This is a genomic window from Azospirillum sp. Sh1 (assembly GCF_008365135.1).
Lineage (GTDB): Bacteria > Pseudomonadota > Alphaproteobacteria > Azospirillales > Azospirillaceae > Azospirillum > Azospirillum oryzae.
This window is the reverse complement of the sequence record NZ_VTTK01000015.1, coordinates 57,792-69,233: the sequence shown is the minus strand read 5'-3', so window position 1 is coordinate 69,233 and position 11,442 is coordinate 57,792. Positions and strand designations below refer to the sequence as shown.

Here is an 11,442-nt window from a genome sequence, read left to right as displayed (position 1 = left end):
CGCGCGATCACCCGCGCGCCCCTTCACTTTGCCGGGATGGGAAGGATCATCGGGTCGTGCTGCCTGCGCCCGAAGGGGAACCGCCCACTGAGCCGCCCGTCGAGCCGCCCATGGAGCCTGACGGCTGCTGCGTGCCGACCGGGCCGTCCGAGCCCGTGCCCATCGAGCCGCTGTTGCCCGTGCTGTTGCCGCCCATGCCGTTGGTCGAACTGGAGGAGCCCGAACCGGTCATCGAACCGCTGCCCATGGAAGACCCGTTGGAGGACGAGCCGCTGGAGCCGCTGGTCGCACCGCTGTTGCTGTCGACGCCGCCCATGCTGCCACAACCCAGCTGGTTGTTGGAGGTGCAGGGCGGGTTGGTCTGGTTGGCGTTGGTGCTTGGACCGGCACTGGTCGCGGCGGGGCTGCCGGAGATGGAACCGCTGCCGTCGGCGAAAGCCGGGGCGGCCATCAGGGCGAGCGCGGCGGCGGTGCCGATCATCAGGCTCTTCATGACGTTTCCTTTCGCTGTGCATGCCCGTCGACACCGGTCTGCCGGCGGCCGGGCTGCCGTGGTCCGGGGAGCATCGAAATCCTGCACGGGGTCGGGTCCGTCCCCCGCGTTCCAGCCCACCAACAGCGGCGATCCGCAATGGTTGCGCCGCCATCCGTCGCGGCTTGCGATGCCCCGACGATGACACACCGGACGGCGGGCATCGCGCGCGTTGCAAAAAAGAAAACGCCCGCCGAAGAGCGGGCGTTCTCAGGGGACGACGCGCCAGGGGGGCCGGTCAGGCCGTGCGGGCCTTGGGCAAGGCGGCGGCGCTCAGGCTGGCGGTGGTGGCGACGGAGCCGTGGAAGATTTCCAGCGCGGCCGGCGTTGAAGACGGCCGCAGGCCACCCAGGATTTCACCCGCCGCGCCGACGGCCTGCACCAGCGCGTCCGGCATCACCGGCTTGCGCAGCAGGCCCATGGCGAACTCGCGGGCTTCGGCCGCATGGTGGTCGAAACCGGTCATCAGCAACGACGGAATGCCGTTTTCCTCCCACAGCCGGCGGGCAAGCACCAAGCCGTTCTCCCCACCGGCGAGATTGACGTCGACCAGCGCCAGGTCGGGACATTCGCGGGCACCGACCCGCGCGGCCTTCGTGGCATCGCGCAGCGGTCCGACCACGGTATAGCCCGCATTCTCCAGAACGGCCTTCACGGCCGGACCGATCAGCGGATCGTCCTCGACGACAAGCAACTTCAAGACGGCATGCTCCCTTGATTGACGGTGCGGGCTTATAGCCCGTCCCGTCCGGTTTTCGAAGCGCGTTCGGCTTCGATCAACTGAACCGCCCATGTTTGTCGCGGTTCCGTTCCGTTCAAGAGGTCTAAGGGGTACTCCCTTGCGGGTATGCCGCCTCACTGAACGTCCGGGTTCGAAACATACACCATTGCAACGTGTTTTACCCGGACGCGAGAGAGGAAAGATGCAATGTCATTCGTTGAACTGACCGATACGACCGGGGAAACCGTTCTGGTGAACCCAATCGCGGTCGCCTACCTGCGTGCTACGGCCAATGGAGGCACCGAACTGCATTTCGCCGGCCGGGCGGAGCCGCTGCGGCTGCCGGGCGCGCCGTCCGACGTTGCCCGCACCCTGGAAAACGCCGCACCCACCCCGCCCGATCCCACCCTGTCGTTGCTGGCCTGACGATAAGCTCAGCCTCGGGGGTAGCTTGGCGCGCGCTTCTCGAAGAAGGCGGTGATGCCCTCCGCCGCCTCGGCCCCATGCAAGGCTTCGACGAAAAAGGCGGCCTCGCGATCGAGCTGATCGTCAGGCGCGCCGAAGCCGCTCTCGATCAGCCGCTTGGCCCGGCCGATGGCGAGCGTCGGCCCCTCCGCCAGCCGTTCGGCCCAGGCCAGGGCTTCGGCAAGCGCGGTGCCGGGCGCCACCACCCGGTTGACGATGGCGAGCTGGGCCAGCCGTGCCGCGCCGATCTTGCCGCCCTCGAACATGATCTCGGCCGCCAGCTGGGGCGTCGCCGCACGGGCGAGGAAGGCCGACGCGCCGCCGTCCGGGTTCAGCCCGACCTTCACATAGGCCAGCGTGAACACCGCATCCTCCGCGGCGACGATCAGGTCGCAGCCGAGCGCCACGGAGAAGCCCGCGCCGGCGGCGGCGCCCTCGACCGCGGCGATCACCGGCTTCGGACAGGCACGCATGGCGCGGGTCCAGCCGTGGAAGCGTTCCAAGCTGGCGCGGGTCACTTCCGGGTCGGCCTTGGCGTTGCCGAGCAGCCGGCCCAGGTTACCGCCGGAGCAGAAGGTCCCGTTGGCCCCGGTCAGGACGATGGCGCCCACTCCCGGATCCTCGGCCGCCCGGGTCAGCGCGTCGCGGGCGGCGGCCATCATCTCCGGCCCAAGCGCGTTCTTGGTGGCGGCGTCGTCCATCGTCAGCACCATCACGCGACCCTGGCGCGCGACGGTCAATTGTCCACTCATAGCTCTGTCCCCTCCCGGTTCTCGCTGCCCGGCCGGTATTTGAACATGCCTTCCGACGTGGCGATCAGGGCGCCGGTGTCGGCATGGCGGAGTTCCGCGGCCACCCCGACGATCTTGCGCCCGCCGCCACGCAGCCGGCCGGTGGCCACCAGCGTACCGGTGCGCGCCTGCCCCAGGAAGCTGGTCGACAGCGACAGCGTGACTACCCGCCGCACCCGATTGGGAAAGGGACAGTATGTTGCCGAGAATCCGGAAACCGTGTCCAAAAGCGTCGTCATGACCCCACCATGCACGACGCCGGCGCGGTTCAGGTGGCGCTCGTCGATGGCCATGGTGAGTTCCGCCGCCCCCTCCTCCCAGCGACTCAAGACGTAGCCCAGCAGGCGCTGGAAACCGGATTCCGGCTCCCCGTTCAGCAGATCGTCCATACCCTGTCCCATCACGCGGCTGTTTCGTGTGCGAAGTAAAGCGCGTGCAGGCGCTCCAGGTCCACCCGGTCGCCGCGTTCGGACAGAACGACCTTGCCCGACTGCATCAGATAGACATGGTCGGCGATCTTCAGCGCGCGGCTGGTGTTCTGCTCCACCAGCAGGATGGTCAGCCCCTCCGCCCGCAGCCGGGCCAGGATGCGGAAGATCTCGTCCACCACCACCGGGGCGAGGCCCAGCGACGGCTCGTCGATCAGGCAGACGCGCGGTTGCTCCATCAGGCCGCGGCCGATGGCGAGCATCTGGGCCTCGCCGCCCGACAGGGTGCCGGCGATCTGGCCGCGCCGTTCCGCCAGCCGGGGGAACATGTCCATGACCATCGCCTTGTTGCGCTTCCAGTCCTTGCGGCAGCCGCGCGGGAAGGCGCCCATCATCAGGTTGTCCTCCACCGTCATGTCGGGGAAGATCATCCGGCCTTCCGGGATCATCACCACCCCGTCGGCCACCCGGTCCCAGGTCTTCATCGCCTTGCGGCTCTGCCCGTCGACGCGGATGTCGCCTGCGGTCACGGGCACCAACCCCATGATGGCGCGCAGCAGCGTGGTCTTGCCGGCGCCGTTCGGGCCGACGATCACCGTGGTCTTGCCGGTCTCCACCGACAGCGAGACGTCCCACAGCACGTTGATCGCGCCATAGCCGGCCCGCAGCGTCAGGATGTCGAGCGCGTTGGTCATGACGCCTCCGCAAGCGTGGTTTCGCCGGTGTAGCTGCGGATCACCTCCGGGTCGCGGAACACCGCGTCGGGGGAGCCGTCGGCGATGATCTGGCCGAAATTCAGCACCAGCACCCGCGGGCAGAGCGCCGCGATGGTGGCGATGTCATGTTCGATGATGACCATGGCGAGGCGGTAGCGGTCGCGCACCGCCGCCAGCCGCTCCATGAAGGCGCGCTTGCTGCTGGTCTCCAGCCCGGCCAGCACCTCGTCGAGCAGGAGCAGGCTGGGCTCGGTCGCCAGCGCCTTGCCGACCTCCAGCGCTTTGTGCTCGGTCAGCGCCAGTTCGGTGGTGGCGTCGCGGTCGGCCTTGTCGCGCAGGTTCAGGATGTCGAGGATCTCGTCGATCCGCTTGGGGTCCTTCTTCCCGGCACCGAAGCGCTGGGCGACCTGCAGGTTCTCCCGCACCGTGCAGTGGCCGAAGGGGCGCGGTATCTGGAAGCTGCGGCCGATGCCGAGCCGCGCCCGCTTCCATTCCGGCAGCTTCAGCAGCGAGGTGCCGCGGAAGTCGAGCCGGCCGGCGGTCGGCCGCACCACGCCGGAGATGACGTTGAACAGCGTCGTCTTGCCGGCACCGTTCGGGCCGACCAGACCGATGCTCTCCCCCTCCGCGACGGAGAAGCTGGCGCTTTTCAACGCCTGCACGCCGCCGAAATTGACCTGGACGCCTTCAAGCGTGAGCATGGCGGCTCTCCTTCACCGTGCGGCGGCGCAAGGCCGGCATCAGGCCGCCGGGGCTGAACAGGATCATGGCGCAGAGGAGCACGCCCAGGATCATCTGGTGACCGTGCGGCAGGATCGGCTTGAACAGAAGCTGGTCGACCAGATAGATCGCCAACGCTCCGACCACCGGTCCCCACACCGTGCGGTAGCCGCCGAAGATGGCCGCTGCGATGGGCAGGACGGTCCACCCGCTGGAAAAGGCGTAGTCTGGGTCGAGGAAGCTGATGAAATGGGCGTTGAAGGCGCCGACCACCCCGGTGATGAAGGCCGACAGCACCAGCATCGCCGCTTTCAGGTGGGTACTGGGCACGCCGACGACGCGGGTCGCCACCTCGGTGTCGTGCATCGCCTTCAGCGCGAGGCCCCAGGTGCTGCGCCGGATGGCGTCATAGGCGAGCGCCGCCAGCACCACGATGGTCAGGACGATCAGGTAGCCGCCCAGCTTCTCGCCGAATTCGAAACCCAGCACGGTGGGGAAACGCGGGATCGACAGCAGCCCGCCGGCCCCGCCTGTGACCGGCGTCATCTCGGTCGCCAGGATCTGGAAGATGTGGGCATAGGCCAGGATGGCGAGAGCGAAATAGGGACCGCGCAGCCGCAGCGCCGGCAGCATGGCGATGGACGACACCGCCGCCCCCAGCCCGCCCAGCAGCATGGCGGCAAAGACGGGCACCCCCAGCTTCATCGCCAGCACGGCGGAGGTGTAGGAGCCGACCCCGAAGAAGGCGGCGTGCCCGAAGCTGACCATGCCGCCGAGGTTGCCCAGCAGCGCCCAGGCCACCGCCACCCCGGCGATGGTCAGCGCCGCGACGATCAGCCCCAGCACATAGGCGTTGCCGCCGAACAGCAGCGGCACGCCGACATAGGCGATGGCGAGGGCCGCGATCAGAACGATGCGGTTCATGAGCGTCGTGGTCATCGCGCCAGTGCCCTCCCGCCGCCGAACAGGCCCGAGGGCGAGACGAACAGCACGACCAGGAACAGGATCATTCCCGCCAACTCCTGCAACGAGGCCGACAGATAGGTGACCGTCAGCGATTCGATGACGCCGATCATGATGGCGCCGATCAGCACGCCGGGGATCGATCCCATCCCGGCCAGCACGGTGATGATGAAGGCCTTGACCGTCAGCACATGGCCCAGGGCCGGGAAGACGGTCTTGCCGGTGTAGATGGCGAAGCCGGCGAAGGTGGCGAGCAGAGCGGCGATCAGGAAGGACAGGATCTCGATCTTGCGCGGGTTGACGCCCATCAGGGTCGCCGCCGCCCGGTTCGACGACAGCGCCCGCACCGCCCGGCCCTGCCAGGAATGGTTCAGCCACCACCAGACACCGGCCATCAGCACCAGCCCGCCGACGAAGGCTGCAACCTCCGCGTTCATGGCGAACAGCGTATCGGCGATCACCATCGAATCCTGGAACCAGGGATCGGAGGTCGAATGGATGTCGGCCGCCCAGATCGACAGGATGGCATTGGTCAGGATGATCCCCAGCCCGAAGGTGAGGATCAGCGAGTTGATCTCGCGGTCCTGATGGATGCGGCTGAGCAGCGCATAGACGATGGCCGACGCCGTCCCGACGATCACCAGCGCCACCGGGATCGCCATCACCGGGTTGACGCCATAGTTGGTTTCCGCCGCATAGGCGACATAGGCGGCCAGCAGTACCAACTCGCCATGGGCGAGGTTGATGACCCGCATGGTGCCGAACACCAGAGCCAGACCGACCGCCACGGTCGCGTAATAGCCGCCGGCGAGCAGGCCCGAGAACAGTGCCTGGAGCGTCAGTTCAAGCATGGATTGCGCCCTGTTGGGGGTGGCGGGATGGGTTGGTGCTCTGCCCCCTCCCCATCCCTCCCCCGCTTCGCGGGAGAGGGGGTAGAATGCTTGCGGGAGTATTTCAAACGGGCGGCGGCGTTCCCTCTCCCGCGAAGCGGGGGAGGGTTAGGGAGGGGGCAATCGGAGCCAACACCTCCCCCACCCACTCACCACGGCACCGCCGGGAAGTTCATCTTTCCGTTGGCGGCGTCCTGCGGCCAGACCAGGACCACCTTGCCGCTCTGGTGCTGGCCCATGCGATGGGTGAAGTTCAGGTTGTCGCCGTTCTTGTCGAATGTGACGCGGCCGATCAGGGTGTTGGCATCGGTCTTGCGCAACTCGTCCGGCAGGCCGCCCTTGCCCAGCGTCCCGGCCTCGTCGGCGCGGACGACGGCGTCGATCAGCAGGCGGGTCTGGACATAGCCGAACTGGCCCAGATAGTCGGGGTCCTTATTGAACAGCTTCTTGTAGGTGGCGGCGAATTCCACCGCCTCAGGCTGGGTGAACTCCACCGGGTAGGGCAGCATGGAGGTGCCGTAGACATTCTCCATCAGATCGGGGAATTCCTTGGCCATCTGCGCGGTGGCGAGCGACCAGACGCCGACCATCGCCTTGACCTGCGGCTTCAGCACCTTGGATGCCCGCAGGATTCCGACATAGTCGTTCTCGTAGCCGACCATGGCGATGACGTCCGGGCGGTCCTGCAGCTTCACCTTGTTCATCAGCGGCTTGAAGTCGCTGGTGGAGCCGTCGAACTCGTGCATGCCCACCGTGACGCCCTTGGCGGTCAGCGCGGTGTTGACCTGCTTGGCGAGGCTGCTGGTCGCGTCCTTGTTCAGATAGACGATGGAGACCTTCTTGGCGCCCATGTCCTGCAGCAGGCCGATCATCGCCAGCGCATAGCCGTCGGTGTTGTTGATGCGGAAGAAGGTGGGATAGCCGCGCTGGGTCAGTTCCGGCGACACGCCGCCCGAGGTGATGTAGACCAACCCGGCCTTCTGCGCCGCTTCCGACGCCGGACCGATGATGTTGGAGCCGTAGCCGCCGGTGATCGCCACCACCCCGTCGCCCGCCAGCTTCTCCACCGCCGCCACGCCCTTGGCCGGGGAGGTCTCGTCGTCGATGGTCTCGACCTTGAAGCTGTGCTTGCCGGCATAGCTCTTGTTGGCCATCTCGACGGCCACGGAGATACCTTCATGCATGCCCTGGCCGACGCGGGCGAGGCTGCCGGTCAGCGGCAGTTCGGAGCCCAGCAGGAACTCCTTGGCCTGCGCCGCCCCGGCGCCCAGCGCCACCGACAGGGCCAGTGCGGATACGGTTACGAGATTGGCGATCGTCCGGGTCATGTTTTCGTTCCCTCCCATGGGCATTGTCGTTTGCGGCTTTGTTGTTTTGGGCTTTGTCGGCTGTGTCAGGCAGCCATCACCTCGGCGGCCAGTGCCCGGAGGCCGCTTTTCAGCAGCTTTCCGGTCGGGCTGGCCGGCAGGGCGTCCATGGCGACGATGCGCGACGGGCGCTTGTAGGGGGCGAGCCGTTCGGCGGCCCAGGCCTTCAACTCGTCCTCGCTGGCGCTGCGGCCGGGGATGAACTGGACGAAGGCGACCACTTCCTCGTTGCCGGCGACGGCGTGGCCCACCACCGCGGCCAGCGTCACCGCCGGGTGGCTGGTCAGCACGCCCTCCACCTCCTCCGGATAGACGTTGAAGCCGGAGCGGATGACGATCTCGCGGATGCGGCCGACCACGGCGACGCAGCCGTCCGGCTCCAGCCGGGCGACGTCGCCGGTCTTCAGCCAGCCGTCGTCGGTGATGGCCTGGGACGTCAGCGCCGGTTCGCGGTAGTAGCCGAGCATGACGTTGGGGGCGCGGACCCACAGTTCGCCCGGCTCGCCGTCCGGCACGTCGCGGCCGGTGGCATGGTCGACGAAGCGCATCTCCACCAGCGGCAGCGCCGGCCCGATGGAGGTGTCGCTGCGCGGCGCGTCCAGCCGGGTCTGCGTCACCGTCGGCGAGCATTCGGTCAGGCCGTAGCCGTTGTGCAGCGGCAGGCCGAAGACCCGCTCCACCGCCAGCTTGAGGTCGAGGTCCAGCACCGAGCCGCCCGAGGACAGGTAGCGCAAGGCGGGCGCCGACAGAGTACGGCCGGTGACGGTCGCGTGCTCCACCAGCTTGGCGTACATGGCTGGAACACCCTGGAACACCGTCACGCCATCCTGTTCCAACGCCTGCCATACGGCGGCAGGAGCGAAGCGGGGCACCGTGTGCAGGCAGCCGCCGGCATAGAGCGTGCCGAGGCAGGTGGAGGCGAGGCCGAAGACATGGCTGACCGGCAGCACGCCGTAGGTGCGGTCATTGGGACCGAGCCCGCGCATCCAGCCCGACACCGAGGCGACGAACAGCAGGCCGCGGTGGGACAGCATCACGCCCTTGGGCTTGCCGGTGGTGCCGGAGGTGTAGATCAGGGCGCCGACCTGCCGCTGGTTGCCGGCATGGACCGGCTCCGGATCGGCATCCAGCAGCGGGCCGACCGCCATCGGCGGCAGGTGGGGGTCGCCAAGCGGCTCCGCGCCATGGCGGACGGCATGGGCAGCTGCGTCGGGGGATACCGTATCGGTATAGAAGATCCGGCGCGGCTGGCAATGGTCGCGAATGGTGTCGATCTCACGGTCCGACAGGCGGGCATTGACGATGACCGGCCAGGCGTCGCACTCGCTCGCCGCCAGGATCAGGGTGACCGCCGCGAGGCCGTTCTCGCAGACGATCATCACCCGGTCGCCGCCGACCACCCCCAGCCGCCGGAAATGCACGGCGGCGCTGCCCACCGCCTGGGCAAGGCGGCGGTAGCTCCATTCCTGCGTCCCGTCGAACAGGGCGGGGGCGTCCGGCGTCCGTTCCGCCCAGGCGAGCGCGGCGTGGCTGATGCGCGGCGGCAGCGCCGCCACCATCTCGGCGAAGTCGGGAACCGGCCGCCCCACAGTCATGCCGCCTCCCGGATCATGTTGCGGGCGATGACGAGCTGCTGGATCTGGGTGGTGCCCTCATAGATGCGGAACAGCCGGACGTCGCGGTAGAAGCGCTCGATCCCGTAATCGGCGATGTAGCCGGCGCCGCCATGGATCTGCACCGCCCGGTCGGCGACGCGGCCGACCATCTCGGTCGAGAACATCTTGCAGCAGGCAGCGTCGGTGTTGACGTTCTGCCCGTCGTCGCGGCGGCGTGCGGTCTCCACCACCATGCAGCGGGCGGCGTAGGCTTCCGCCCGGCTGTCTGCCAGCATCGCCTGGATCAGCTGGAATTCGGCGAGCGGCTGGCCGAACTGCTTGCGTTCCATGGCGTAGGACAGGCTGTCGCGGATCAGCCGCTCGGCAAGACCGACACAGACGGCGCCGATGTGCAGGCGGCCGCGGTCCAGCACCTTCATCGCCGTCTTGAAGCCCTGCCCTTCCTTGCCGCCCAGGATGGCGCTGGCCGGAACGCGGCAGTCCTCGAAGATCACGTCGCAGGTGTGGGCACCCTTCTGGCCCATCTTCTTGTCGATGGGGCCGAGCGACAGGCCGGGCGTCCCCGCCTCCACCAGGAAGGCCGACACGCCGCGGGCGTCGCGGCTTTCCTGGTCCGTGCGGGCGAAGACGGTGAAGAGGCCGGCCTGCGGCGCGTTGGTGATGTAGCGCTTGGTGCCGTTCAGGATGAAGTGGTCGCCATCACGCCGCGCGGTGGTGCGCAAGGACCCGGCATCCGACCCCGATTCCGGTTCGGTCAGGGCGAAAGCGCCGACGATCTCGCCGGCGGCCAGGCGCGGCAGATAGGTCTGCTTCTGCTCCTCCGTCCCGTCGATGACGATGCCCTGCGAACCGATGCCGTTGTTGGTGCCGATCAGCGAGCGGAAGGCCGGCGAGGTCTGGCCCAGCTGGAAGGCGACCTGCACCTCGTCCGACATCGACAGGCCGAGCCCGCCATATTCCTCCGGGATCGACAGGCCGAACAGGCCCATCTCGCGCATCGCGGCGATCACCTCGGGCGGAATGGCGTCGTCCTCCGCCACCTTATGCTCAAGCGGGACCAGCTTTTCGCGGACGAAGCGCCCCAGCGTGTCCAGCAGTTGATCCAAAACGTCCTTGTCCAAGGCCATGCGTGCTCTCCGTCCGGGGAGAATGATTTCAGGGAAAATCGTGGATTGAGGGGCGCCGCCTCATCTGTTCGTTGGCCACGCTGACAGATGAGGCGGGGGCTGTCAACAAAATGAAATTGCATTCCGTTATACGAAATTAACGCGGTGGATCGAAGGTCTGCCGCGCGTGCGTGCGGGCTTGCCAGCCGGAGCGAAGCGGTTAACCTTTTCGGAAATCACCGGCCTGGAGCCTCGGGCCGATAAATGACTGGAGGGTTTGGGATGATCGACCTTTATTTCTGGCCGACGCCGAACGGCCACAAGATCACGATCTTTCTGGAGGAAGCCGGGCTGGACTACACGTTCAAGCCGGTGAACATCTCCACCGGCGACCAGTTCAAGCCGGAATTCCTTGCCTTCTCGCCAAACAACCGCATGCCGGCGATCATCGACAACGCCCCGGCCGACGGCGGCGAGCCGATCAGCGTCTTCGAATCCGGTGCCATCCTGGTCTATCTGGCCGAGAAGACCGGGAAATTCCTGCCCAACGACGTGCGTGGCCGCAAGACGGTTCTCGAATGGCTGTTCTGGCAGGTCGGCGGCCTCGGCCCGATGGCCGGCCAGAACCACCATTTCGTGCAATACGCGCCGGAGCGCATCCCCTACGCCATGGAACGCTACGTCAAGGAGACCGGGCGCCTCTATGGCGTGATGGACAAGCGCCTTGCCGACAACGAGTTCCTGGGCGGGGCGGACCTGTCCATCGCCGATATGGCGAGCTATCCCTGGATCGTCCCGCATGAACGCCAGCAGCAGGATCTGGACAACTTCCCCAACCTGAAGCGCTGGTTCAACGCGATCAAGGATCGGCCGGCGGTGGTGCGCGCCTATGAAAAGGGGCAGGCCGTCAACCCCAACCGCACGCCCACGGTGAATGAGGACAGCAAGAAGATCCTGTTCGGCCAGTCCGCCGACACGGTCAAGCGCTGAGGTCCCTGACAGCCGGCCCGGCATCGATCGCCGGGCCGGCGTATCGGTATAGAATCCGCTTCTTTCGCGGCATCCTTTTGCGCCGCGCAGATTTTCGGGGCTCCCCGGCGTAGACGGGACCGTTCCCGGATCCAGCG

13 protein-coding genes are annotated in these 11,442 nt (G+C 67.4%); 2 read left to right on the top strand and 11 right to left on the bottom strand.

Annotated elements, in window-relative coordinates:
- Window positions 1-46 precede the first annotated feature (46 nt).
- The gene (locus tag FZ029_RS16860; protein ID WP_149270291.1) at window positions 47-493 is read right to left on the bottom strand and encodes a hypothetical protein; all 447 of its coding nucleotides are present in this window, start codon (window positions 491-493) and stop codon (window positions 47-49) included.
- A 277-nt stretch (window positions 494-770) separates the two neighbouring features.
- On the bottom strand, window positions 771-1,232 hold the full coding sequence (locus tag FZ029_RS16855) for a response regulator (RefSeq protein WP_149201298.1): 462 nt from the start codon (window positions 1,230-1,232) through the stop codon (window positions 771-773).
- A 228-nt stretch (window positions 1,233-1,460) separates the two neighbouring features.
- On the opposite strand from FZ029_RS16855, the gene FZ029_RS16850 reads away from it, so the two are divergent.
- Window positions 1,461-1,679, top strand: a complete 219-nt coding sequence (locus FZ029_RS16850) for a hypothetical protein (RefSeq protein WP_149270289.1) — start codon at window positions 1,461-1,463, stop codon at window positions 1,677-1,679.
- 8 nt (window positions 1,680-1,687) lie between these two features.
- Here FZ029_RS16850 and FZ029_RS16845 read toward each other — a convergent pair whose 3' ends face one another.
- The 9 genes from FZ029_RS16845 to FZ029_RS16805 form a co-directional block, all read right to left on the bottom strand.
- Window positions 1,688-2,470, bottom strand: coding sequence for an enoyl-CoA hydratase family protein (locus FZ029_RS16845; RefSeq protein WP_149270288.1), 783 nt, complete (start codon window positions 2,468-2,470; stop codon window positions 1,688-1,690).
- Window positions 2,467-2,910 (bottom strand): PaaI family thioesterase, encoded by a 444-nt coding sequence (locus tag FZ029_RS16840; RefSeq protein ID WP_149270286.1) that lies wholly within the window; start codon window positions 2,908-2,910, stop codon window positions 2,467-2,469. Before FZ029_RS16840 ends, FZ029_RS16845 begins: the two co-directional genes overlap by 4 nt.
- The gene (locus FZ029_RS16835) at window positions 2,910-3,632 is read right to left on the bottom strand and encodes an ABC transporter ATP-binding protein (protein WP_149270284.1); all 723 of its coding nucleotides are present in this window, start codon (window positions 3,630-3,632) and stop codon (window positions 2,910-2,912) included. The genes FZ029_RS16840 and FZ029_RS16835 overlap by 1 nt, the downstream gene beginning before the upstream one ends.
- Complete coding sequence (locus tag FZ029_RS16830) at window positions 3,629-4,354, bottom strand: ABC transporter ATP-binding protein (protein WP_149270282.1); 726 nt, start codon at window positions 4,352-4,354, stop codon at window positions 3,629-3,631. Before FZ029_RS16830 ends, FZ029_RS16835 begins: the two co-directional genes overlap by 4 nt.
- A complete protein-coding gene (locus tag FZ029_RS16825) occupies window positions 4,341-5,312 on the bottom strand; it encodes a branched-chain amino acid ABC transporter permease (RefSeq protein ID WP_149270280.1) in 972 nt (323 codons plus the stop codon). The genes FZ029_RS16830 and FZ029_RS16825 overlap by 14 nt, the downstream gene beginning before the upstream one ends.
- Window positions 5,309-6,187 (bottom strand): branched-chain amino acid ABC transporter permease, encoded by an 879-nt coding sequence (locus FZ029_RS16820; protein ID WP_109156104.1) that lies wholly within the window; start codon window positions 6,185-6,187, stop codon window positions 5,309-5,311. Before FZ029_RS16820 ends, FZ029_RS16825 begins: the two co-directional genes overlap by 4 nt.
- A 188-nt stretch (window positions 6,188-6,375) precedes the next feature.
- Entirely contained in the window at window positions 6,376-7,554 is a 1,179-nt protein-coding gene (locus FZ029_RS16815; RefSeq protein ID WP_149270278.1) for an ABC transporter substrate-binding protein, read from the bottom strand.
- 65 nt (window positions 7,555-7,619) lie between these two features.
- A complete protein-coding gene (locus FZ029_RS16810; protein ID WP_149270276.1) occupies window positions 7,620-9,188 on the bottom strand; it encodes an AMP-binding protein in 1,569 nt (522 codons plus the stop codon).
- On the bottom strand, window positions 9,185-10,336 hold the full coding sequence (locus tag FZ029_RS16805; protein WP_149270274.1) for an acyl-CoA dehydrogenase family protein: 1,152 nt from the start codon (window positions 10,334-10,336) through the stop codon (window positions 9,185-9,187). Before FZ029_RS16805 ends, FZ029_RS16810 begins: the two co-directional genes overlap by 4 nt.
- Window positions 10,337-10,597: 261 nt before the next feature.
- Here FZ029_RS16805 and FZ029_RS16800 point away from each other — a divergent pair, with 261 nt between their 5' ends.
- Entirely contained in the window at window positions 10,598-11,305 is a 708-nt protein-coding gene (locus FZ029_RS16800; protein WP_149270272.1) for a glutathione binding-like protein, read from the top strand.
- Window positions 11,306-11,442 lie beyond the last annotated feature (137 nt).

What these genes read in the sequence shown, in the direction of transcription:
- FZ029_RS16860 (WP_149270291.1), bottom strand. Translation starts at nt 493, where the DNA reads ATGAAGAGCCTGATGATCGGCACCGCCGCCGCGCTCGCCCTGATGGCC.
- FZ029_RS16850 (WP_149270289.1), top strand. Translation starts at nt 1,461, where the DNA reads ATGTCATTCGTTGAACTGACCGATACGACCGGGGAAACCGTTCTGGTG.
- FZ029_RS16845 (WP_149270288.1), bottom strand. Translation starts at nt 2,470, where the DNA reads ATGAGTGGACAATTGACCGTCGCGCGCCAGGGTCGCGTGATGGTGCTG.
- FZ029_RS16840 (WP_149270286.1), bottom strand. Translation starts at nt 2,910, where the DNA reads ATGGGACAGGGTATGGACGATCTGCTGAACGGGGAGCCGGAATCCGGT.
- FZ029_RS16835 (WP_149270284.1), bottom strand. Translation starts at nt 3,632, where the DNA reads ATGACCAACGCGCTCGACATCCTGACGCTGCGGGCCGGCTATGGCGCG.
- FZ029_RS16830 (WP_149270282.1), bottom strand. Translation starts at nt 4,354, where the DNA reads ATGCTCACGCTTGAAGGCGTCCAGGTCAATTTCGGCGGCGTGCAGGCG.
- FZ029_RS16825 (WP_149270280.1), bottom strand. Translation starts at nt 5,312, where the DNA reads ATGACCACGACGCTCATGAACCGCATCGTTCTGATCGCGGCCCTCGCC.
- FZ029_RS16820 (WP_109156104.1), bottom strand. Translation starts at nt 6,187, where the DNA reads ATGCTTGAACTGACGCTCCAGGCACTGTTCTCGGGCCTGCTCGCCGGC.
- FZ029_RS16815 (WP_149270278.1), bottom strand. Translation starts at nt 7,554, where the DNA reads ATGACCCGGACGATCGCCAATCTCGTAACCGTATCCGCACTGGCCCTG.
- FZ029_RS16810 (WP_149270276.1), bottom strand. Translation starts at nt 9,188, where the DNA reads ATGACTGTGGGGCGGCCGGTTCCCGACTTCGCCGAGATGGTGGCGGCG.
- FZ029_RS16805 (WP_149270274.1), bottom strand. Translation starts at nt 10,336, where the DNA reads ATGGCCTTGGACAAGGACGTTTTGGATCAACTGCTGGACACGCTGGGG.
- FZ029_RS16800 (WP_149270272.1), top strand. Translation starts at nt 10,598, where the DNA reads ATGATCGACCTTTATTTCTGGCCGACGCCGAACGGCCACAAGATCACG.